The 21374-nt window shown below is 72.9% G+C and carries 21 protein-coding genes; 17 read left to right on the plus strand and 4 right to left on the minus strand.

The window, feature by feature from the left end:
- Positions 1-29: 29 nt before the first annotated feature.
- Together J3P30_RS09815 and J3P30_RS09820 are read right to left on the minus strand one after the other, a co-directional pair.
- Positions 30-2663, minus strand: coding sequence for a heavy metal translocating P-type ATPase (locus J3P30_RS09815; protein ID WP_246852750.1), 2634 nt, complete (start codon positions 2661-2663; stop codon positions 30-32).
- A 217-nt stretch (positions 2664-2880) separates the two neighbouring features.
- Complete coding sequence (locus J3P30_RS09820; protein WP_210480853.1) at positions 2881-3432, minus strand: MOSC domain-containing protein; 552 nt, start codon at positions 3430-3432, stop codon at positions 2881-2883.
- Between the two features lie 43 nt (positions 3433-3475).
- Between J3P30_RS09820 and J3P30_RS09825 the strand changes: the two genes are divergently transcribed.
- Together J3P30_RS09825 and J3P30_RS09830 are read left to right on the plus strand one after the other, a co-directional pair.
- On the plus strand, positions 3476-4318 hold the full coding sequence (locus J3P30_RS09825; RefSeq protein WP_210480854.1) for a phosphodiesterase: 843 nt from the start codon (positions 3476-3478) through the stop codon (positions 4316-4318).
- A 66-nt stretch (positions 4319-4384) separates the two neighbouring features.
- Positions 4385-5287, plus strand: a complete 903-nt coding sequence (locus tag J3P30_RS09830; protein WP_210480855.1) for a tyrosine recombinase XerC — start codon at positions 4385-4387, stop codon at positions 5285-5287.
- On the opposite strand, the gene J3P30_RS09835 is transcribed toward J3P30_RS09830, so the two are convergent.
- Positions 5272-5802: a M23 family metallopeptidase gene (locus tag J3P30_RS09835; RefSeq protein ID WP_307807462.1), complete on the minus strand. Its 531-nt coding sequence runs from the start codon at positions 5800-5802 to the stop codon at positions 5272-5274. The genes J3P30_RS09830 and J3P30_RS09835 overlap by 16 nt on opposite strands.
- 204 nt (positions 5803-6006) lie before the next feature.
- Here J3P30_RS09835 and J3P30_RS09840 point away from each other — a divergent pair, with 204 nt between their 5' ends.
- The 8 genes from J3P30_RS09840 (at position 6007) to J3P30_RS09875 (ending at position 15760) form a co-directional block, all read left to right on the plus strand.
- Positions 6007-6759 carry a hypothetical protein gene (locus tag J3P30_RS09840; protein ID WP_210480857.1) on the plus strand — a complete coding sequence of 251 codons (753 nt, stop codon included), beginning with the start codon at positions 6007-6009 and terminating at the stop codon, positions 6757-6759.
- Positions 6760-6782: 23 nt separating this feature from the next.
- Positions 6783-8798 carry an ATP-binding protein gene (locus tag J3P30_RS09845; protein WP_210480858.1) on the plus strand — a complete coding sequence of 672 codons (2016 nt, stop codon included), beginning with the start codon at positions 6783-6785 and terminating at the stop codon, positions 8796-8798.
- A complete protein-coding gene (locus J3P30_RS09850) occupies positions 8795-9427 on the plus strand; it encodes a response regulator transcription factor (RefSeq protein ID WP_210480859.1) in 633 nt (210 codons plus the stop codon). The genes J3P30_RS09845 and J3P30_RS09850 overlap by 4 nt, the downstream gene beginning before the upstream one ends.
- Positions 9428-9643: 216 nt before the next feature.
- Positions 9644-10645, plus strand: a complete 1002-nt coding sequence (rpsB, locus tag J3P30_RS09855) for a 30S ribosomal protein S2 (RefSeq protein ID WP_210480860.1) — start codon at positions 9644-9646, stop codon at positions 10643-10645.
- A 19-nt stretch (positions 10646-10664) separates the two neighbouring features.
- A complete protein-coding gene (tsf, locus tag J3P30_RS09860) occupies positions 10665-11492 on the plus strand; it encodes a translation elongation factor Ts (RefSeq protein WP_210480861.1) in 828 nt (275 codons plus the stop codon).
- 289 nt (positions 11493-11781) lie between these two features.
- Complete coding sequence (locus J3P30_RS09865; RefSeq protein ID WP_210480862.1) at positions 11782-13224, plus strand: four-carbon acid sugar kinase family protein; 1443 nt, start codon at positions 11782-11784, stop codon at positions 13222-13224.
- A 20-nt stretch (positions 13225-13244) separates the two neighbouring features.
- Positions 13245-14141 (plus strand): NAD(P)-dependent oxidoreductase, encoded by an 897-nt coding sequence (locus J3P30_RS09870; protein WP_210480863.1) that lies wholly within the window; start codon positions 13245-13247, stop codon positions 14139-14141.
- 32 nt (positions 14142-14173) lie between these two features.
- On the plus strand, positions 14174-15760 hold the full coding sequence (locus J3P30_RS09875) for an SLC13 family permease (RefSeq protein WP_210480864.1): 1587 nt from the start codon (positions 14174-14176) through the stop codon (positions 15758-15760).
- 43 nt (positions 15761-15803) lie between these two features.
- Here J3P30_RS09875 and J3P30_RS09880 read toward each other — a convergent pair whose 3' ends face one another.
- On the minus strand, positions 15804-16538 hold the full coding sequence (locus tag J3P30_RS09880; protein ID WP_210480865.1) for an aminoglycoside 3'-phosphotransferase: 735 nt from the start codon (positions 16536-16538) through the stop codon (positions 15804-15806).
- Positions 16539-16615: 77 nt separating this feature from the next.
- Here J3P30_RS09880 and pyrH point away from each other — a divergent pair, with 77 nt between their 5' ends.
- The 7 genes from pyrH (at position 16616) to J3P30_RS09915 (ending at position 21373) form a co-directional block, all read left to right on the plus strand.
- Complete coding sequence (pyrH, locus tag J3P30_RS09885; RefSeq protein ID WP_210480866.1) at positions 16616-17332, plus strand: UMP kinase; 717 nt, start codon at positions 16616-16618, stop codon at positions 17330-17332.
- Positions 17333-17399: 67 nt separating this feature from the next.
- The gene (gene frr / locus J3P30_RS09890; protein ID WP_210480867.1) at positions 17400-17954 is read left to right on the plus strand and encodes a ribosome recycling factor; all 555 of its coding nucleotides are present in this window, start codon (positions 17400-17402) and stop codon (positions 17952-17954) included.
- A 20-nt stretch (positions 17955-17974) separates the two neighbouring features.
- Entirely contained in the window at positions 17975-18946 is a 972-nt protein-coding gene (locus J3P30_RS09895) for a phosphatidate cytidylyltransferase (protein WP_307807463.1), read from the plus strand.
- Positions 18947-18988: 42 nt separating this feature from the next.
- Positions 18989-19540, plus strand: coding sequence for a DivIVA domain-containing protein (locus tag J3P30_RS09900; protein ID WP_210480868.1), 552 nt, complete (start codon positions 18989-18991; stop codon positions 19538-19540).
- Positions 19541-19602: 62 nt separating this feature from the next.
- The gene (locus J3P30_RS15195) at positions 19603-20316 is read left to right on the plus strand and encodes a lytic transglycosylase domain-containing protein (RefSeq protein WP_307807464.1); all 714 of its coding nucleotides are present in this window, start codon (positions 19603-19605) and stop codon (positions 20314-20316) included.
- Positions 20317-20351: 35 nt separating this feature from the next.
- Positions 20352-20645 carry a hypothetical protein gene (locus J3P30_RS09910; protein ID WP_210480869.1) on the plus strand — a complete coding sequence of 98 codons (294 nt, stop codon included), beginning with the start codon at positions 20352-20354 and terminating at the stop codon, positions 20643-20645.
- The gene (locus J3P30_RS09915; RefSeq protein WP_210480870.1) at positions 20642-21373 is read left to right on the plus strand and encodes an alpha/beta hydrolase; all 732 of its coding nucleotides are present in this window, start codon (positions 20642-20644) and stop codon (positions 21371-21373) included. The genes J3P30_RS09910 and J3P30_RS09915 overlap by 4 nt, the downstream gene beginning before the upstream one ends.
- The last annotated feature ends 1 nt before the right edge of the window (position 21374 follow it).

The following is a 21374-nucleotide window of genomic DNA, read 5'->3' on the forward strand; positions in this document are numbered from 1 at the left end:
CGCGATCGCTCGAGCCGCCGCGCCTCCGCTCAGCTCCGGGCCAGCACTTCCGGACGGAGCCGCACCCGCCGCAGCAGCTGCGCGTTGAGGGCGACGACGATCGTCGACACCGACATCAGGACCGCGCCTGCGGCGGGGGACAGCACGAAGCCGACGCCGGCCAGGACGCCCGCGGCGAGCGGCACCGAGAGCACGTTGTAGCCCGTCGCCCACACCAGGTTCTGCACCATCTTGCGGTAGCCGGACCGGGAGAGCTCGATCACCGATAGGACCGCCCGCGGGTCGCTCCCCGCCAGGACGACACCCGCCGACTCGATCGCGACGTCCGTTCCGGCGCCGATCGCGATGCCGACGTCGGCGCGGGCGAGCGCCGGAGCGTCGTTGACGCCATCGCCCACCATCGCCACCTTCGCCCCGCGCTGCTGCAGCTCGGCCACCTTGGCGTCCTTGTCCTCGGGCCGCACCTCGGCGAACACCTCGTCGATGCCGAGCTCCGCGCCGACCGCCTCGGCCACTGCCCGGGAGTCGCCGGTGATCATCGCGACCCGGATGCCCCGGCGGTGCAGGGCGTCCACTACCTCACGGGACTCCTCCCGCACCTCGTCGGCGATCGCGAACGCAGCGCGCACCCGGCCGCCCTGCATCAGGTAGAGCACGGCCGATCCGGCCGCGGACCAGGATCGGATCGGGTCGTCGAGCTCGGCGGGCAGGACCGCGTCCTCCTCGGCCAGGAGGCGGGGACCGCCGACGCGCACGAGCTCGCCGCCGATCCGGCCCTCCACGCCCCGGGCCGTGAGGGAGCGGAAGTCCTCGACCGGCGGCAGGGTGCCGTCGACCGACTCCTCGCCAGCGCGAACGATGGCTCGCGCGACCGGGTGCTCGCTGGAGCGCTCGAGGGAGGCCGCCGTGGCGAGCGCCTTGTCGCGGTCGACGCCGGGCGCCACGGCGATGTCGGTGACGACCGGCTCGCCGCGGGTCAGCGTGCCCGTCTTGTCGAACAGGACGGTGTCGACCGTGCGCATCCGCTCGAGTGCGAGCCGGCTCTTCACTAGGACGCCCGCGCGGGCGGCCCGCTCGGTCGAGATGGCGATGACGAGCGGGATCGCGAGGCCGAGCGCGTGCGGGCACGCGATCACGAGGACCGTGACGGTGCGCTCGATCGCGTCGTCCGGGCTGCCGAGGAGCAGCCAGGCCGCGAACGTCAGGACGCCGGCGCCGGCCGCGAAGTAGAACAGGAGCGCCGCAGCGCGGTCCGCGAGCGCCTGTGCGCGCGACGACGACCGCTGCGCGTCGGCGACGAGTCGCTGGATGCCGGCGAGAGCGGTGTCCTCGCCGACTGCGGTCACCCGGACGCGCAGCGCGCTGTCGGTCGCGACGGTGCCGGCAGTGACCCTGTCGCCGAGCCCCCGAGTCACCGGCTGGGACTCGCCGGTGATCATCGACTCGTCGATCTCGGCCTCGCCGTCGACGATCTCCCCGTCGGCCGGGACACGGGATCCGGAGCGCACGAGGACGACGTCCCCGACTCCCAGCTGATGGAGCGGGACCTCGACGAGCTGGTCGCCCTCGACCCGAACGGCTCGATCGGGGAGCAGCGCCGCGAGCGCGTCGAGCGCGCTGGAGGCGGCGCCGAGGGCGCGCATCTCGATCCAGTGACCGAGCAGCATGATCACGATCAGGAGCGCGAGCTCCCACCAGAAGTCGAGGTCGAGGCCGAACAGGCCCAGGGATGTGACCCAGCTCGCCACGAACGCGACGGTGATCGCCATCCCGATGAGGGTCATCATGCCGGGCTGCCGCATGCGGACCTCGGCGACGAGCCCGGTCAGGAAGGGCCAGCCGCCGTAGAGGAACACGACCGTCCCGAGCGCGGGGGAGACCCACTCGGCGCCGGCGAACGACGGGATGCCGTAGCCGAGGATCTCCGCGAACATCGGGCTGAAGAGGACGACCGGAACCGCGAGTACCAGGCTGACCCAGAACCTGTTGCGGAAGAGGGTCGCGTGGTCGCCGTGCCCGGCGTGCTGGCCATGCCCGGCGTGCTGGCCGTGGCCGGCATGCCCGGCGTGCCCGCCGTGCTCGCCGTGGCCGGCATGCCCGGCGTGCTCGCCGTGCTCGCCGTGACCGGCGCGATCGCCGTGTCCGGCGTGGGCGTCGTGCCCGGCGTGCTCGCCGTGCTCGCCGTGACCGGCGCGATCGCCGTGTCCGGCGTGGGCGTCGTGCCCGGCGTGGGCGTCGTGCTGGCCATGACCGGTGTGGGTCTCGTGCCCGACGTGCTGACCGTGGTCGCCGTGCTCACCGTGGGCAGCGTGCCGGGGGTGCGGCCTGTGGCCCGCGTGCTCGGCGAGCGCCTGGTGCTCGCCGTGCCCAGTGTGGGCGGGGTGCTCGTGGTGCTCGGCGTGCCCGGTCTGAGCGGTGTCCGCGTGGTGCTCGCCGTGTCCGGTGTGGGCGGCGTGCTCGTGGTGCTCACCCTGTCCGGGATGCGCCGAGTGGTCCGCGTGCTCGCCCTGTCCGCTGTGGGAGTTCTGCTCGTGGTGCTCGCCGTGTCCGGTGTGAACGTCGTGCTCGTGGTGGTCGTGCCCGCTCACGCCCATGTGCTCGGTGCCGGACTGCTCCGCTGCCCGCACGTCGCCGTGGGTCTGCTCTGTGCTGTTCCTGTCCATGGCGTCCTCCACTGTCAGTTGTATACCCCCAGGGGGTATAACGCAAGCCCGCGGAGAAGCTCCGGAGAGGTCACGGGGGCGAGCAGGAAAAGGGCCCTCGTCTCGTTTGCCCCAGCGTGGCAGGCGACGTCGCCGGCGGAACGGCGAAGCTCTCGCGTGGCGCCACGAGAGGCACTGACGCGTGGCGCCACGAGAGGCGCCGACGCGCGCTCCTGCCTCAGCCCTTCCGCTGGAACACCTCGAGCATGGTGGGCGCCCCTGGCGCGGCGGGCACCACCTCGATCGGGTCTCCGGCCGTCACGTCGCCGGTGTGCACCACGCGGAAGTAGGCGCCGAGGCGGCCCGCCGCGGCGAAGCGGCGGACCCAGCCGGACGCGTGAGGCGGCCCCACCCAGCGCGCGAAGGTCATGCAGGGCGTTCTCGGCATCGTCGCCTCGAGGACGACGCGGTCGCCGATCCGCCACCGTTCGCCGACCTGGGCCGCCGTCGCATCCAGGCCCTGCACGCGCAGGTTCTCGCCGAACCACCCCGGCGGGAGGGAGCGGCCGAGCTCGCCCTCCCAGAACTCCGCGTCCTCCTGCGAGTACGCGTAGACCGCCTTCTCGGGGCCGCCGTGATGCTTCCGGTTCGCCTGCACGTCCGCCCGCAGCCCGAGCCGGCCGACGTGCACCGAACCCGCGACCGCGCCCTTGTCGATCGCGGTCACCCCGTTGCTGCCGGAGTCCGGGCGGAGACCGCGCACGACGCACGCCGCGAGGAGGGAGGGCACGCCGGGAGTCTAGGGCGTCGGTGCCTCTCGCTAGCGTGGAGGCGTGCCGAACCCTCCCGCCCCCACCCACGTCCTCGCACACCTGAGCGACACGCACCTGCTCGCCGGCGGAGCGCCGATGCACGGCACGGTCGACACGGTGCAGCACCTTCGCCGGGCCCTCGAACGCCTCGAGGAGTCGCAGATGCCGATCGACGCGATCATCCACACGGGCGACATCGCGGACCTCGGCGAGCTGGACGCCTACCGCCGGGTGCGCGAGCTCGTCGAGCCGGTCGCCGAGCGCCTCGACTGCCCGGTCGTCTGGGTCGCGGGCAACCACGACTCGAGGGGTCCGCTGCGGGAGGGGCTGCTCGGGGCGGAGCCGACGACCGAGCCCCTCGACTCCGTCCTCGAGATCCGGGGCCTCCGGATCGTGGCGCTCGACACGTCCGTGCCGGGTGCCGGGCACGGCGACCTGGACCCGGAGCAGCTCGACTGGCTCCGGGACGTGCTCGCCGAGCCCGCCGAGCACGGCACCGTGCTGGCGCTGCACCACCCGCCGCTGCCGACCAGCGTCCGGGTCCTCGAGCCCTTCCAGCTGCGGGCCGGCGACGCACTGGCCGAGGTGCTCGCCGGCACCGACGTCCGGTCGATCCTCAGCGGTCACTTCCACTACTCGCTGCAGGGGTCGCTCGCCGGCATCCCGGTGACCGTGGCTCCGGCGACGAGCTACACCGTGCGCGTCGACGCTCCGCACCTGGGATTGACGGGAGTGGACGGGGACCAGGCGATCGCCCTCGCCCTCGTCTACCCACAGCAGATCGCGAGCGCGCTGCTGCCGCTCGACGCTCCGCCGACCGTCGTCACCTTCCCCGACGGGTACTTCGACGACCGCGACGTCTGAGCGGAACCCCAGCGTCCGAGAGTGTCGGTCCCGCCGAGCCGCGCTCCCACCCGTCACGCTGAGCGGATGGACATCGCGGAGGCGGTCGCCGAGTTCCGGGGGCACCTCGCCGGCGAGCGCGGCTTCTCCCAGCACACGGTCCGCGGCTACATCGCGGACCTCGAGGACCTCGAGGGCTTCGCGCGCCGCCGGGGAGGGGCAGGGGTCGAGGCGCTGACCCTCGACCTCCTCCGGGACTGGCTGTGGCACTCCTCCGAGCGCGGTCTCGCCCGGGCCACCCTCGCCCGCCGGACCGCCGCAGCGCGCACCTTCTCCGGCTGGCTGCTTCGGCAGGGGCACCTCGAGGTCGACCCGGCGCTGCGGCTCCGGACCCCGAAGGCACAGGGGACGCTGCCCCGTGTGCTGCCGAGGCCCGCGATGGAGGGCCTCCTCGACGGGCTCGCCGCGAGGGCCGGCGAGGGTGATCCGCGGGCCGTGCGCGACCTCGCGGTCGTCGAGCTCCTGTACGCGTCCGCCCTGCGGGTCTCGGAGCTGTGCGGCCTCGACGTCGACGACGTGGACCGCGAGCGACTCGCGGTCACCGTGACCGGCAAGGGGAGCAAGCAGCGGGTCGTGCCGTTCGGGGTGCCGGCGGCTCGGGCCCTCGACCGGTACCTGGGGCAGAGCCGGTCGGCCCTCGTCACCGACGCCACGCCCGCGCTGTTCCTCGGTGACCGGGGCGGACGTCTGGGCGTCCGCGCGGTGCATCGGCTGGTGGCGAGGCTCCTCGAGGAGCTCCCCGGTTCCGGCCCCGCCGGGCCGCACACCCTCCGGCACACCGCCGCCACCCATCTTCTCGATGGGGGAGCGGACCTTCGTGCTGTCCAGGAGCTGCTCGGGCACTCCAGCCTCGGCACGACCCAGATCTACACGCACGTCTCCGCCGAGCGGCTGAAGCGCGCGTACGAGCAGGCTCACCCGCGCGCCTGAGACTCGAGCGGCAGCAGGACGGCCCTCGGGACGCCGCCGAGCAGCACGAGCGGCGACAGGTACCGGCCATCCAGTCGAGCGCCCAGGTGCAGGCAGTCCTCGGGGCAGTGCCCGGCGGAGTCGGCGAGCGTCCCGACCACCTGTCCGCGCCCCACCCGAGTCCCCCCGGTGACGACCGCGTGTACGGGCTCGAAGCTGGACAGCAGTCCGCCCGGATGCCGGATGGACAGCACCGGCCGGCTCCCGACGGTTCCGGCGAAGTGGACCACCCCGTCGTCCGGGCTGCGGACCGGGCTCCCGCGGGCGAGGGGCAGATCGATGCCGCGGTGCCCGGATCCGTATGGCGTGGCCGGAGCGCGATACGGATGCACGACGGTGTGCGGCGGGTCCACAGGCCAGTCCCAGAGCGGCGTCGAGGCTTCGCGGGCCGCCGCCGGAACAGGGGACGGCGGGAGCCCGCTCAGGACCAGCAGGACCAGGAGCAGAACCCCGAGCAGCCGAGCACGACGAGACACCCTTCGAGGGTGACCGGCCCGCAGGGAGCGGAGGCGGATCCGAGCGGAACCGGTGCAGAGGCGCGGGCCTTTCGAGCTTGGGGAGGAGCTCCGCGACTGTCCCACCCAGGTCAGGACACCGCACCCAGGTCGCTGGGACACGTCCCGCCCCATCGTTCAGTTGTGCGAGCCGCCGGGGCTCGCGACGACCGGAAGGAGCACACCATGAACACCCGCCCCGAGAGCCCGACCACCACCACGGCGACCAGCACCACGGCGACCGACACCGCCGCACGACGCGCCACCTGGCAGGGAACCCCCGTCACGAAGCCGGGCGGGGTCGGCCGTCGGCTCGCCGCCGTCGCGCTGATCGGCGGCGCCGCCCTCAACACGACGGAGGCGGTGCTCGCCCAGCTCCTGCCCGAGCGTCCGGCGACCACCGCGGAGGCCCTGCGGCTCGTCGCCGAGAACAGCGCGCTCTACGGCACGCGCGCCGTCCTCGGAACGCTCGCGATCCCGCTGATGGCGATCGCCTTCCTCGCCCTCGCCCAGTTGCTCGCCACCCGCGCTCGCCGCCTCGCCGGGATCGCGGGAGGGGCCCTGCTGGCCGGCATGTGGGGCTTCGTCGGGATCCACATCCTCGGGCTCGTCCAGCTGCCCGCGTCCCAGCTCGACCCGGCTCAGGCGGCGCCGGTCCTGGACGCCATCGAGGGTCACCCGGTCCTGGGCCTGCTGTTTCTGCTCCCGTTCCTCGCCGGATGCGCCCTCGGCATGGTGCTGCTCGCCGTCGGGGTCCTCTGGACGCGGGTCCTGCCGAGGTGGGTCGGGATCGCCTGGCTCGTGTTCATCCTCGTCGACTTCACGGTCGGGGCGGTGGGCCCGGTCGACCCGCACTGGCTGTTCCTCGCCGGGAGCATCGGCGCCGCCGTGGCGATCCTCCGTTCCCCGCGGACCGCTGCGGCGACCGTCGCGGCGTGACCGGGCCGATACTCTCGCTAGCCATGAGCGGAGCAGCGACGGCGGAGGACCGTCCCGTCCCGCGCCCGGAGCGCACCAGCCGAGCCGCCGTCGTGGCGGCCCGGCTGGTCGCCGTTCTCGCCGCCGTCGCTGCGGCAGCGGCCGTCGCTCTCCCGCTCGCGACAGGCGGCGGATGGGCGGCGGACCTGTTCCGAACGCCGGAACCGGTCGTCGCGCCGTCCTTCGCGGCGGCCGCCGCCGTGCTCGTGGGAATGCCCGCCGCGCGGCGCCTCGCGTGGCTGCTCCTCGTCGTGGCGGCGTCGGCCGGAGCGTATGTGCTCGCGTCCTCGATCGCCGCCGCCGGTCCCTCGTCCCTCGCCGATTGGGCGCGCTCCTGGACCTGGATCCCCGGCCTGCTCGTCACGACCGCCGTCCTCCCTCACGTCGTGCCGTACGGCCGGCCGCTGCCCGGGGTCTGGCGCGCCGTGGCCGCAGCGGCGGCGGCCTTCACCGTGCTCTCGACCGCCGTGACCGCCGTGGCGGCCGCTGCCGGCATCCGCTTCCAGCCCTTCTCGACGCCCCTCTTCACGGTGCCGCTGCTCGTCCTGGTGCTGGCCGGTGTCGTGTCCGTGGTGGTCCGGGTCCGCCGCGGGGGCCCTGGGGAGCGGCGCCAGCTCGCGTGGGTCGGCTACGGCCTCGTGATCGCCGTCGTCGCGACCTTCACCGCACCACCGTGGGCGGTGGCCATCGCGGTGCTCGCCGTACCGCTCGGGCTCGCGGTCGCCGCGACGCGCTACCGGCTGTACGACATCGACCTCGTCGTCGATCGCACGCTCGTCGGGCTGGCCCTGCTCGCCGGCAGCGCCCTCGTCTACGCCGCGGTGACCGGATGGGCGGGCGCGCTGTTCGGGGCCTCGTCTCCGGTGGCCGGGTTCGTCGCGGCCTTCAGCGTCGCCCTCGTCTTCCACCCGCTCCATCTCGCCGTGCGCCGCGCGGTGGCCCGCCTGTTCCGCGGCCGGCGGCCGGATCCCGCCGAGCTCCGCCAGCGGGTCTCCCGCGCCGTGGCCGATGCCGGCAGCCCGAGTGAGGCTCTCTCCGCGGGCGCCGCCGAGGTGGCCCGGGCACTGGCGCTCCCGGCCGTCGCCGTGGAGGTCCCGCTTCCGGACGGCGGAACCGCCACGGTTTCCGCGGGCAGGACGCCGGATGCCGCTGACGGGGCGATCGAGCTCCCGCTCCGGCTTCACGGCGAGGCCGTCGCCCGGCTCCGCGTCCTCCCACCGCGAGGGCGCGACGTCCTGCCGCCGCCCGACCGGCGCGCCCTGGAGGAGATGGCCGAGGCGCTCACGGCCCCCGCGTACGCCGTGCGCCTCGCCTCGGCGCTCGACGCCTCCAGGACCGAGCTGCTCACCGCGCGGGAGGACGAGCGCCGCCGCCTCCGCCGCGACCTGCACGACGGACTCGGCCCGCAGCTCGCCGCGGCCGTCATGACCCTCGACACCGCCGCCTCGGCGCTGGGGCGCGGGGACATTGAGCGCGCCGACCGCCTCGTGACGGCCGGCCGGAACGACGTGGGGGAGGCGGTCCGCGACGTGCGGCAGCTCGTCGAGGGCCTGCGACCGCCGTCCCTCGACGACCTCGGCCTCGTCGAGACCCTCCGCGCGGGCGCCGCCGCCCTCGGGGGCCGCGAGCGCGATCCCGACGAGCGGCGCCCGCAGATCACGGTCGAGGCGGGGGCCCTGCCGCCCCTGCCCGCCGCCACCGAGGTCGCCGCGCTCCGGATCGCGCAGGAGGCGATCCTCAACGCCGTGCGGCACGCGGAGGCGAGCCGCATCCGCGTCGTCCTGCACGCAGCGCCGGACGGGCTCGAGCTCGACGTCCTCGACGACGGCCGCGGGATCCCGTCGGACGCCGGCCGCGAGGTCCGCTCGGGCGGCGGCGGCGTCGGGCTGGGCTCGATGCGCGAGCGCGCCGCGGAGCTCGGCGGTTCCCTCTCCGTCACCGCACTCGACCCGGCGGGCACCCGTGTGCACGCCCTGCTTCCCCTCGAGGAGTCCCGATGAAGGCCGTGCTCGCCGACGACCATCCCGTGTTCCGGCGAGGACTCCGCGTCCTCCTCGAGGACCTCGACGTCGACGTCGTGGGGGAGGCATCCGACGGCGCGGAGGCGGTGGAGCTCGTCCGCCGCCTCAAGCCCGACGTCGTGCTGATGGACGTCCAGATGCCCGTGCTGTCGGGGCTCGAGGCGACCCGGCAGCTGATCGCCGACGACCCGGAGACCCGCGTGCTCGTCCTCACGATGATCGCGGACGACGATGCCGTCGTCGCCGCCCTTCAGGCCGGGGCGCTGGGGTACCTCCTCAAGGGCGCGGGACAGGAGGAGATCGGGCAGGCGCTCGCCGCTGTGTCATCGGGGCAGGCGGTGTACGGGCCGGAGATCGCGCGGCGGATGCGCACGCTGCTCACCTCCGGCGGCCGGACGGCGCAGCCGTTTCCCGAGCTCGCCGAGCGGGAGCGCGAGGTGCTCGACCTCCTCGCGGGCGGGCGCGCGAACGCGGACATCGCGCGGAAGCTCTTCCTGTCCGAGAAGACGGTGCGCAACTACGTGAGCTCGATCTTCACGAAGCTCGGCGTCCGCGACCGCGCCGAGGCCATCGTCCGCGCGCGGGAGGCCGGCCTCGGCAGGAGCTGAGCCGCCGCCGCGCACGTCCTGTAACATGGACGCCGCACCTCGCTCAGCGGGGTGACTTCGCGTGCCCACCAGGCCTCCGCAGCCACCGGTCCTCTCCTCATCGAGAGGCGGCTGCGCGCCGGGCACCAGGATCCGCGGCCGACCGGTCGCGGAAGGCAACCGAATCGGTGTCGCTCCCGCGCGTGCGGGCGTGCGCCGGGAACAGGAGAAACGGCCGTGGCCGTCGTCACCATCCGCCAGCTGCTCGACAGCGGCGTCCACTTCGGGCATCAGACCCGCCGGTGGAACCCGAAGGTCAAGCGCTTCATCCTCACGGAGCGCAGCGGGATCCACATCATCGACCTCCAGCAGTCGCTCGCCTACATCGACAAGGCGTACGACTTCGTGAAGGAGACCGTCGCGCACGGCGGCACCATCCTCTTCGTCGGCACCAAGAAGCAGGCGCAGGAGGCCATCGCCGAGCAGGCTCAGCGGGTCGGCCAGCCGTACGTGAACCAGCGCTGGCTCGGCGGTCTGCTGACCAACTTCTCGACCGTGCACAAGCGCCTCAACCGGCTCAAGGAGCTCGACCTCGTCGACTTCGACGACACGACCAAGGGCTACACGAAGAAGGAGCTGCTCATCCAGCGCCGCGAGCGGGACAAGCTCGAGAAGACGCTGGGCGGCATCCGGAACCTCGCGAAGACCCCGTCGGCGATCTGGGTCGTCGACAGCAAGCGCGAGCACCTCGCCGTCGACGAGGCCAAGAAGCTCGGCATCCCCGTGATCGGCATCCTCGACACGAACGCCGACCCGGACGAGCTCGCCTACCCGATCCCGGGCAACGACGACGCGATCCGCTCCGTCGCCCTGCTCACGCGCATCATCGCGGACGCCGCCGCTGAGGGCCTGATCCAGCGCCACCAGAAGCCGTCCGAGGGTGAGGCAGAGGCCGAGCCGCTCGCCGAGTGGGAGCGCGAGCTCCTCGAGGCCGGCCAGGCCGAGTCCGTCCCGGCCGACGTGCCCGCCACCCCGGCGGACGTCGAGGCCGCGGTGGACGCCGCTCCGGTCCGCGAGAACGACGCGGACGCGCAGGCCGACCTCACCGCGCAGGCGGACGAGACGGTCGTCCCGGAGCACGCGCCCGAGAGCCAGGACCAGGTCGAGGCGAAGATCGAGGCCACCTCCACCGAGGACGAGAAGACGCCGCGCGGCGCCAAGCAGTCCGCATCGAAGTAATCACCACAGGGAGTCAGGAATGGCAAGCTTCACCGCAGCCGACGTCAAGACGCTGCGTGACCGGCTCGGCGCCGGCATGCTCGACAGCAAGAACGCGCTGGTCGAGGCGGACGGGGACATCGAGAAGGCCATCGAGATCCTTCGCGTGAAGGGCCTCAAGGGCGTCGCGAAGCGCGAGGGCCGCACCACCACCGCGGGCCTCGTGGCCGCGAAGGAAGGCGCCGGCTCCGCGACCCTCATCGAGCTCGCGAGCGAGACCGACTTCGTCGCGAAGAACGAGCGGTTCATCGACCTGGCCGACCGGGTCCTCGAGGCCGTCGCCGCGGCCGGCGCGTCCAACGCCGAGGAGGGCAACGCCGCGGCCGCCGGGTCGCAGACCGTCGGTGAGCTCATCAACGACGAGGCTGCGCTGCTCGGCGAGAAGGTCGAGCTCCGTCGCGTCGCCAAGGTGCCGGGCGAGAAGTTCGCGATCTACCTCCACAAGACCAGCAAGGACCTGCCCCCGCAGGTCGGCGTGGTGGTCGGCTACACCGGCGACGACGCGGAGACGGCGCGGAGCATCGCTCAGCACATCGCCTTCGCGGACCCGCGCTACCTGACCCGCGACGAGGTCCCGGCCGACGTCGTGGAGCGCGAGCGCGAGATCGTCACCGAGACCGCGAAGAACGAGGGCAAGCCGGAGGCGGCGCTGCCCAAGATCATCGAGGGCCGGCTGACCGGGTTCTTCAAGGAGATCGTGCTGCTCGACCAGCCGTACGCGAAGGACAACAAGCTCACGGTCACCAAGGTGGTTCAGGACGCGGGCCTCACCATCCAGGGCTTCGCCCGGATCAAGGTCGGCGTCTGACGCCTTCCGTCGCAACAGGAACGGGAGTCGCCCCTCGGGGCGGCTCCCGTTCCTCGTCTCCGGGGTCCCGGGGCAGTGGGAGGATCGCGGGCCTCGCCGCCCGCAGGCCGGCATTGGTGCTCGGCGGCCGACGTCCGCGTCGGCGTCACGAGGGTGCGACGCGCCGTCGGGGAGCCGCGTCCGGCGAGCTGGGGCTTGCCCGGCGGAACACGAGCGCGAAACACTGCACTGTCGGGTACGACAGGCGACAGCAGACCGCTGACGAGAGATCGCCGACGACGGAGTTGCTGTGGATCTCGACGACCTCCTGAGCCCGTTCCCCGCCTCGCGTCCCCTCGACCCGGCCGAGATCGCCGACCGCGTCCGTCGCTCCGAGCGCGTGCTCATCGTCCTCGACGACGATCCGACCGGCACGCAGTCGATCGCGGACCTGCCGGTGCTCACGCAGTGGGAGATCACCGACTTCGAGTGGGCGCTCGACGTCGAGGCCCCGGCGATCTACGTGCTCACCAACTCGCGCAGCTTCGATCCGTCGACCGCCGAGCGGATCAACCGGGAGGTCGTGACGTCGGCGGTGAAGGCGGCGCGTGCCCGGGGCATCCGGCCGGTGTTCGCGAGCCGCAGCGACTCCACCCTGCGCGGGCACTTCCCGCTGGAGCCGGAGGTCATCGCGGCGACGCTCCAAGAGCTCGGCGAGCCGCCGATCGACGGAGTCGTCCTCGTGCCGGCGTTCCCGGACGCGGGCCGCGTCACGATCGGCGGCCTGCACGGGATGGTGGCGGACGGGGAGTTCACCCCCGTGGGCGAGACCGAGTTCGCCCGCGACTCGACCTTCGGCTACTCCTCCTCCCGGCTGGCGGACTGGGTCGAGGAGAAGAGCGAGGGCCGGATCCCGGCCGCCCACGTGGTAGAGCTCGACCTGAATGTGATCCGCGCGGGGGCGGAGCGCGTCTCCGAGGTGCTCGCCTCCGCGGCACCCGGCAGCGTCTTCGCCGCGGACGTCGTGAACGAGGACGACCTGCGGCAGCTCGGGCTCGGGCTCGAGCTCGCCGAGGAGGAGGGACGCAGCTACATCTACCGCGTCGGACCCCCCTTCGTCCGGGCTCGCATCGGGCAGGCCCCGCGCCCGCCGCTCGAGGTCGATCGAGCGGGTGCGTCCTCCGCCGGCACGTCGGGCGGACTCGTCGTCGTCGGCTCGCACGTCGGGCTCACCAGCCGCCAGCTCGCCGATCTGACCGCGCGACGGCCCGACGCCGTCGTCGTGGAACTCGACGTGCCGTCCCTCCTCGATGCGGCGACGGCGAAGGCGACCGTCGAGGACGCGGTGCAGCGCGTCGTCTCCGCACTCGACGAGAACGACGTCATCGTCCACTCGAGCAGGACCCTGATCCGCACCGACGACCCCGACGAGAGCCTCGCGATCTCCCGCAAGGTCTCCGATGCGCTCGTCGCGGTCGTCCGCCGCACGCTCGCGGAGCGACCGCCGAGGTTCGTCATCGCGAAGGGCGGCATCACCTCGAGCGATGTCGCGAGCCGCGGTCTCGAGATCCGCCGGGCGATGGTGCGCGGGTCCCTGTTCCCCGGGATCGTGTCGGTGTGGGAGCCCGCCGAGGGTCCTGCCGCCGGCATCCCGTACATCGTCTTCGCCGGCAACGTCGGCTCGGACACGACGCTCACCGAAGCCGTCGAGAAGCTGTCGTCGCGCACCCAGCACTCGGCCGCTCGTCGCTGAGCTCCACGAAAGGCATACGTATGAGCACGCCCACCATCGCCGTCCTCGGTCTCGGAGCCATGGGGCTCCCGATGGCCACCCGCCTCGCCGGCGAGTTCCCCGTCCGCGGCTTCGACATCAATCCGGCGCGGCTCGACCTCGCCGCCGACGCGGGCATCGTCCGGTGCGACTCGGCGGCCGAGGCCACGGACGGGTCGGACGCCGTGCTGCTCGCCGTCCGCGATTCCGCCCAGCTCGAGGACGTCCTCTTCGGCGACTCCGGGATCGCGCCGAGCCTCGGAGCAGGAGCGATCGTGATCCTCACCAGCACCGTCGGCACGGATGGGCTCGCCGGGGTGGTCTCGAGACTCGGCGAGCTCGGGGTGGACCTCGTCGACGCCCCGCTCAGCGGCGGCCCGGCCCGGGCGGGGGCGGGCGACCTGCTGATCGTCGTGGGAGCGACGCCCGAGGCGCTGGCGAAGGCGCAGCCGATCCTCGACCGGCTGGCCTCGACCCTCACCGTCGTGGGCGATCGTCCCGGCGACGGTCAAGCGCTGAAGACGGTCAACCAGCTGCTGTGCGGCGTGCACATCGCCGCCGCGGCCGAGGCGCTCGCTCTCGCGGATGCGCTGGGCCTCGACACCGACCGGACCCTCGAGGCTCTCGGGGCCGGTGCCGCCGCGTCCTTCATGCTGATGAACCGGGGACCCCGCGCCCTCCAGGCCTACGACCCCGAGGGCGCGGAGGTGCTGAGCCGCCTGGACATCTTCGTGAAGGACATGGGCATCGTGAACAAGGCTGCGCGGGCCCACCATCTCGCCACCCCGGTCGCCGCCGCGGCGGAGGGGCTCTTCCTCATCGGCGAGGCGCAGGGTCTCGGCGAACGAGACGACTCCGCGGTGATCCGCGTGATCGCGCCGCAGCGCCGCAACAGCTGACCCAGCCAACCCCCGCGTCGAAGGAGACAGTCATGCCGGTGCCCGTCCTGCTCGCGATCGGGATCGCGGGAATCCTCCTGCTGCTCCTGCTCATCGTGCGCTTCAAGGTCAACGCGTTCCTCGCGCTGCTGATCACCAGCGTCCTCGTGGGCCTGGCGGCGGGCATCCCGCTCGCCACCATCCCTGCGACCGAGGACACCCCGGAGAGGCTGGGCATCATCCCCGCCATCATCGCCGGCATGGGCGGGACGCTCGGATCCGTGGCGATCCTCGTGGCCCTCGGATCGATGCTCGGCCGCATCATCGAGCTCTCCGGAGGCGCCTCGAGCCTCGCCGGCCGCTTCACGAAGCTGCTCGGTCCCCGCCGCGTCTCCGGCGCCCTGACGGCCGCCGCTCTCGTGCTCGCGATCCCGGTCTTCTTCGACGTCGGGTTCATCATCCTCGTCCCGATCGTCTACGGCTTCAGTCGTGCCGCCGGCCTCGACCCCGTCAAGTTCGGGCTTCCGATCGCGGGCATCATGCTGGCCGTGCACGTCGCGGTCCCGCCGCACCCGGGGATCGTCGGCGGTGCGGCGCTGCTGGGCGCCGACATCGGGATGCTCACGCTCCTCGGCATCGCGATCGCCATCCCCCTCGGGGTCCTGTCGCACTTCGTGTCCAAGTGGATGAACCGCAAGGACTACCCGATGCTCGCCGCCACGCGGGCGATGTTCGAGTCGTCCGGCCGAGCCGGCGCCGCTTCGGCCGCCGCCGGCTCCGCTTCGGGCGCGGCCGGCTCCGCACCGCGCGACAGCGGCACCGCTCCCATCGCCTCCGGTGCTGGCACCGCCGACATCGTGGGCGGCAGCATCGCCGACGTCTCCTCCGGCAGCAGCGATGTCGACATCTCCGCCGGGACGACCCGGACGGACACGGACGCCGAAACACCCGCGCCGCCGTCGGCCGCGATGATCCTGACGCTGATCATCACTCCGCTCGTCATGATCGGGCTGGGCACCACCGGGGCGACGGTGCTGCCCGCGGGGAACCCGGCGCGCGACATCCTCGGCTTCGTCGGCGCGCCGGTCTTCGCGCTGCTGGTGACCGTGCTGCTCGCCGGCTTCTTCCTCGGGATCCGGCGCGGCTGGAGCAGCGAGCACATGTCGGACGTGTTCGACTCCGCGCTGCCGCCCGCCGCCGTGGTCATCCTCGTGACCGGCGCCGGTGGGGCGTTCGCCCGAATCCTCACCGAGTCCGGAATCGGTCGCGCCCTCGCCGACACTCTGCTGGGGACCGGTCTGCCGATCATCCTGCTCGCCTTCCTCGTGTCGCTCGCCCTGCGGGCGGCACAGGGATCGGCGACCGTCGCGATCCTCACCACGGCGGGCCTCCTCACGGAAGCGGTCACCTCGGGTGGCTTCAGCCCGATGCAGATCGTGGTGATCGCCCTCGCGATCGCGTTCGGCGCGCTGGGCCTCTCGCACGTCAACGACTCCGGGTTCTGGGTCGTGACGCGCTATCTCGGTCTGAGCGTCGCCGATGGCCTGCGCACCTGGACGGTGCTCACCACCATCCTCGGAGTCGCCGGCTTCCTCCTGACGGCCGTGGTGTGGCTGCTGGTCGGGGGAGCGGCCGCATGAGGACGGGCTGCACTGGGCCGGGGCCGGGGGAGGGAGGCGACCGCTAGGTCGCGTCCCAGACGGCTCGGTAGTACGCGATGCGCTCCTCGTCCCGTGCGGCGCCGTACGCCTCCAGCAGCAGGTCCGTCCAGTCCGCGCCGTAGTTCCACTCGGTGCTCCAGGTCGCGACGGCGAGGTCCGCCCACCGGTCGGCGACTCCGAGGCGCCCGAGGTCGACGTGCGCCGTCCACTCGCCGCTGTCGTCCAGGAGCGTGTTGGGAGCGCACGCGTCGCCGTGGCACACCACGAGGCGGTCGATCGGAGGCGCCTCCTCCAGCGCCGGATCGGGCGACAGTCCCGCGGACCGTGCCCGCTCCAGTCGCTCAGGCACCGAGAAGTCGAACGGGCAGCTCTCGACCGGCAGCGCGTCGTGGAGCGCCCGCAGGCCCCGGCCGATCGCGCGGACGGCGGTCTCCGGATCCGCCAGCCAGCGGTCGTCCACGGCGCTCCTGCCGCGGACCGCCTCGGTCACGAGGCAGGACCCGTCCTCGTCGGCCTCCAGCGCGAGCGGGCGGGGCACGGGCGTGTGCGGCGCCGCCCAGAGCAGCCGGTCCCGCTCCGCAGTGAGGTCGATCGGCGCACCCGCGGGCGTCCACTTGAGGTAGCGGTCGTCGCCGACGCGGAACGTGATGCCGCCGACCTCGTTCTCCCACACCGCGTCGAGGGCCGCTCCGGTCGCCAGCCGGCGCGCCAGGGGAGGCACGCGAACGGGTCCGGCGGGCGGCCCGGTGATCTCCATGGGAAGCCCCCTCTCCGCCGGTACATGCGGCGGGCACTAATCTAGATGCGGCACGCCTGGGAGGGGATTCGCGAAGCATGACGACGAACGACCGACGACGGGTACTTCTCAAGCTCTCCGGTGAGGCCTTCGGCAACGGGGCGCTCGGCGTCGATCCCGTCGTCGTCAGCTCGCTGGCTCGGGAGATCGCCGAGGCCTCGAAGACCGTCGAGATCGCGATCGTGGTGGGCGGCGGCAACTTCTTCCGCGGAGCCCAGCTCCAGCAGGAGGGCATGGAGCGCAGCCGCGCCGACTACATGGGCATGCTGGGCACGATGATGAACGCGCTCGCCCTTCAGGACTTCCTCGAGCAGGCCGGCGCCGAGACGCGGGTCCAGTCCGCGATCTCGATGACCCAGGTCGCCGAGCCGTACATCCCCCGCCGCGCCATCCGGCACATGGAGAAGGGCCGCGTCGTCATCTTCGGGGCCGGCGCCGGGCTGCCCTACTTCTCGACCGACACCGTGGCAGCCCAGCGCGCCCTCGAGGTGCGGGCCCAGGTCGTGCTGCTCGCGAAGAACGGCGTGGACGGGGTCTACTCCGCCGACCCGCGCCTGCACGACCACGCGGTCAAGCTCGACACCGTCACGTACCAGGACGCCCTCATCAACGGGCTCAAGGTGGTCGACTCCACCGCCTTCAGCCTCTGCATGGACAACGGCATCGACATGGTGGTGTTCGGCATCGACGGGCCCGGCAACGTGGTGAGCGCGATCCGCGGCGAGGTGCCGATCGGCACGCTCGTCCACGCCTGACGCCGCGCCCCCGGCACGACCCCCCTCCCCGCCTAGAATGGGCGGGCCGACAACGAAGGAGTGCGCCGTGATCGCGGATGTCCTGGCCGATGCCACCGAGCGGATGAAGAAGGCCGTCGAGGTCGCCAAGGACGATCTGTCCACGGTCCGGACCGGGCGGGTGAACCCCGCGCTGTTCCAGCGGATCCTCGTCGACTACTACGGATCGCCGACGCCGCTGGCCCAGCTCGCGTCGCTCCAGACGCCCGAGGCGCGCGTCCTGATCGTGACGCCCTACGACAAGAGCGCCCTGAAGGAGATCGAGAAGGCCATCGCCTCGATGCCGAACCTCGGCGCGAACCCCTCGAACGACGGCAACATCATCCGCGTCGTGCTCCCGGAGCTCACCGAGGACCGCCGCAAGGAGTTCGTGAAGATCGCGCGCGGCAAGGGCGAGGACGCGAAGGTGTCCATCCGGAACATCCGCCGGCGGGCGAAGGACGACCTGGACTCGCTCAAGGGCGAGGTCGGCGACGACGACCTGAGCCGCGGTGAGAAGGAGCTCGAGCAGCTCACGAAGACCCACGTCGACCAGATCGACGAGGCGCTGAAGCGGAAGGAAGCCGAGCTCCTCGAGGTGTAGGGGCCGGCGAGGGACACGCCGTGACGGCGGGGAACGGTTCCGGCCCGGGGCGCCGCCCGCGGTCCCGGCCCGGGATCAGGGCGCAGGTCGACCAGCGCCGGAACGAGCTCCAGGGCCAGGTGCGCGCCGCGGTCGAGCACTTCGAGGAGACCCAGGAGCGCATCAACGCGCGGACCGGCCGCAACCTGCTCTTCGCGGTCGGGATCGGGCTGCTCCTCGGCGCGGTCCTCATCCTGAGCCTGGTGCTCGTCAAAGAGCTCTTCATGCTGCTCGCGGGCACGATGATCGCCTTCGCGGTCGTCGAGCTGGCCGGCGCCCTTCGGCTGTCCGGACGGGACGTGCCGCGGGTCGCGTCCGTCCTGGCCGCCGCGGCGATGCTGCCCGCCTCCTACTTCTTCCCGGGCCTCGGGCAGTGGGTCGGGATCATCGGCGCCGTGCTGTTCGTGTCGGCTTGGCGGCTCGTCGAGGCCGTCGCCGGACGCGGATCCCGGAGCGCCGACGACCTCCGCCGTGACCTCGGCGCCGGCGCGTTCATCCAGCTCTACGTCACCCTGCTCGGCAGCTACGCGGTCGTGCTGACCGCCGAGGACGGGGGCCAGTGGTGGACCCTCGGGTTCATCATCGTGGTGGTGGCGACGGACGTCGGCGCCTACGCCTCCGGCGTCGCGTTCGGCAAGCACCCGATGGCCCCGCGAATCAGCCCGAAGAAGACCTGGGAGGGCTTCGCCGGCAGCGTCCTCGCCGCGCTCATCGCCGGTGTGCTCGTCGCCGTCCTCATGCTCGATCAGCACTGGACGTTCGGGCTGCTGTTCGGCGCCGTCCTGGCGGTGACGGCGACCGCGGGCGACCTCGCCGAGTCGATGATCAAGCGCGACCTCGAGATCAAGGACATCAGCTCGTGGCTCCCGGGTCATGGCGGGTTCCTGGACCGGCTCGACTCGATCCTGCCCTCCGCGGCCGCGGCCTACGCGCTCTTCCTCCTCGTCGGCTGAGCCTCCCCGCCTCGCGCTTCCGCTTTCGCCACAATGAGGACCATGGCGAACACCTTCCCCCGGAGCCGGCGCTCGAAGCTCGGCTACCGGGCGGAGGACGTCGACGAGTTCCTCGCGCTGGCGCGCCGGGCGTACGACGCTCCTCCCGGCACGTATGCCGGCCTCGATGCCCGCACCATCCGCCGCACGGCCTTCGCGATGGAGCGGGGCGGCTACTCGACGGTCCACGTCGACGCGGCGCTCGAGCGGCTCGAGGACGCGTTCGCCCTCCGTGAGCGCGACCACGCGGTGCGGACGGTGGGGGAGAAGGAGTGGTTCGGGCACGCCCGGGCCGCCGCGGCCGAGATCCAGGGGCGGCTGACGCGCCCGGAGGGGCAGCGCTTCGACCGTGCCGGGCGGTTCTCGCTGGGCTACGACGTCGCCGAGGTCGACCGCTTCTGCGCCCGCCTCCAGCGGTACTTCAAGGAGGGCGTGCCGATGGGGGTGGACGAGGTGCGCACCGTCGCCTTCCGCTCCGTCCGCCGCGGATACGCCGAGTGGCAGGTCGACCTGCTGCTCGATGCGGTGATCGACGTCATGCTGGCTGTCCGGTGAGCGGCTCGCGGACGCGCACATTCCGCGGCCCGGCGCGCCCCGTTTGCTACCCTTGCTGAATCGTGGGTAAGCATACGAGTACGGCGCTCGCTCTCCGGGCGCCCGGCCCGGTCGTCCGGCGACCCTCGGAGACGCCCATCCGCAAGGCTCCCATGCACGGCCGGATCGCGCTCTCGCTCTTCGGCTTCATGACCGTCTTCGGTCTGCTGCTGGTCCAGATCATGGATCCCTCGGGCGGCGCGGTCGCCTCGCCCTACTACCAGGGAGCGGCCCCCCGCCTCTCCGAGCGGGCGGCCCAGCTGCTCGCTGCGGAGACGGACGTGTCGTACGAGCCGGCCACGATCACCCGCGACAACTACACGGTCACGGAGAAGCCGAAGCCTCCGCCGCCCCCGCCCCCAGAGCCGGAGCCCGAGGCTCCCGCCCGCTCGTCGGGCGGCTCGGACTACTCGGTCCCGGTCGCGGTCGCGGATCCCGGCAGCGCCAAGGCGATCGCCGCCGACATGGTGGCGGCACGCGGGTGGGGCTCTGAGCAGTTCGACTGCCTCGTGGCTCTCTGGAACAAGGAGTCCGGCTGGCGCGTCAACGCCATGAACCCCTCGAGCGGCGCGTACGGCATCCCGCAGGCCCTGCCCGGGAACAAGATGGCGACCGCCGGGGCGGACTGGCAGACGAACGCCGCGACGCAGATCACCTGGGGCCTCGGCTACATCTCGGGCCGCTACGGCACGCCCTGCGGCGCCTGGCAGAGCTCGGTCGACCGCGGCTGGTACTGAGCCGGAGCGCCGGCCCGGTTCTCTAGAATCGTTCCGTGCCGCGCAGCAACCGACCCCGGGGCGCGCGGCGGGATGAGGAGCCCGACGAGGACCTCTCGCGGCTGCTCAGCGGATGGCGGCGGACGGAGACGCGCCGGGGCGCGAGCTACACGGTGCAGCCGATCAGCGAGGCGCGCGCCGTGAAGGACTACCGGTGTCCCGGATGCGGGAACGCGATCGACGCCGGGGTCGCGCACGTCGTGGTCTGGCGCGCGGACGGCGTCCTCGGCGAGCTGAACGACCTCGCCGACCGCCGGCACTGGCACACGCACTGCTGGAGGGTGGCATGAGCGTCGAGATCCGCGGGGGCGTCGAGCTGCCCGCCCGCCGTGAGGACGTCACCCTCACCACCGAGGACGGGCTCACGCTCGTCGGCGAGCTCGCCCTGCCCGAACGGGCCGACCCCGTCGCGACGCTGGTGACGCTCCATCCCCTGCCGACCGCGGGCGGCTTCATGGACTCCCACATCCTCCGCAAGGCCGCGGCCCGGCTTCCCGCCCTTGCCGACCTCGCGGTGCTCCGCTTCAACACCCGCGGCACGACCTCGCCACGCGGGACGAGCGACGGCGAGTTCGGCGACGGCGTGCACGAGCGGGCCGATCTCGCGGCGGCGATGGCCTTCGTCACCGAGCGGGGGCTGCCGTCGCCGTGGCTGCTCGGCTGGTCCTTCGGCACCGAGGTGGCGCTGAAGTGGGGCCGCGAGCATCCCTGCTCGGGCGTGATCCTGCTGTCGCCGCCGCTGCACCGCACGAGCATCGACGAGGTGCGCGCCTGGTCCGGCGACTCCCGGCCGGTCGCCGCGCTGGTGCCCGAGTTCGACGACTTCCTCCGCCCGGAGGAGGCCCGGCAGAAGTTCGCGGTCGCGCCGAACGTCGAGGTGGTCGCGGTCGACGGCGCGAAGCACCTGTGGGTGGGCGAGAACTACACGCGCATCGTGCTGGACGAGATCGTCCGCCGGGTCAATCCCGCCGCCCACCCGCTGCCGACGCGGTGGGACGGCCCGCTCGCCTCCGCCTGAG

Origin of the sequence: Naasia sp. SYSU D00948, from assembly GCF_017916515.1 — a bacterium.
In the GTDB taxonomy this organism is placed as follows: Bacteria; Actinomycetota; Actinomycetes; order Actinomycetales; family Microbacteriaceae; genus Naasia.

Bases quoted from the DNA above. Each gene is read 5' to 3' on its own strand.
- J3P30_RS09815 (WP_246852750.1), bottom strand. From the start codon at position 2,663: ATGGACAGGAACAGCACAGAGCAGACCCACGGCGACGTGCGGGCAGCG.
- J3P30_RS09830 (WP_210480855.1), top strand. From the start codon at position 4,385: ATGGACATCGCGGAGGCGGTCGCCGAGTTCCGGGGGCACCTCGCCGGC.
- J3P30_RS09840 (WP_210480857.1), top strand. From the start codon at position 6,007: ATGAACACCCGCCCCGAGAGCCCGACCACCACCACGGCGACCAGCACC.
- J3P30_RS09845 (WP_210480858.1), top strand. From the start codon at position 6,783: ATGAGCGGAGCAGCGACGGCGGAGGACCGTCCCGTCCCGCGCCCGGAG.
- J3P30_RS09850 (WP_210480859.1), top strand. From the start codon at position 8,795: ATGAAGGCCGTGCTCGCCGACGACCATCCCGTGTTCCGGCGAGGACTC.
- tsf (WP_210480861.1), top strand. From the start codon at position 10,665: ATGGCAAGCTTCACCGCAGCCGACGTCAAGACGCTGCGTGACCGGCTC.
- J3P30_RS09870 (WP_210480863.1), top strand. From the start codon at position 13,245: ATGAGCACGCCCACCATCGCCGTCCTCGGTCTCGGAGCCATGGGGCTC.
- J3P30_RS09875 (WP_210480864.1), top strand. From the start codon at position 14,174: ATGCCGGTGCCCGTCCTGCTCGCGATCGGGATCGCGGGAATCCTCCTG.
- J3P30_RS09880 (WP_210480865.1), bottom strand. From the start codon at position 16,538: ATGGAGATCACCGGGCCGCCCGCCGGACCCGTTCGCGTGCCTCCCCTG.
- pyrH (WP_210480866.1), top strand. From the start codon at position 16,616: ATGACGACGAACGACCGACGACGGGTACTTCTCAAGCTCTCCGGTGAG.
- J3P30_RS09900 (WP_210480868.1), top strand. From the start codon at position 18,989: ATGGCGAACACCTTCCCCCGGAGCCGGCGCTCGAAGCTCGGCTACCGG.
- J3P30_RS09915 (WP_210480870.1), top strand. From the start codon at position 20,642: ATGAGCGTCGAGATCCGCGGGGGCGTCGAGCTGCCCGCCCGCCGTGAG.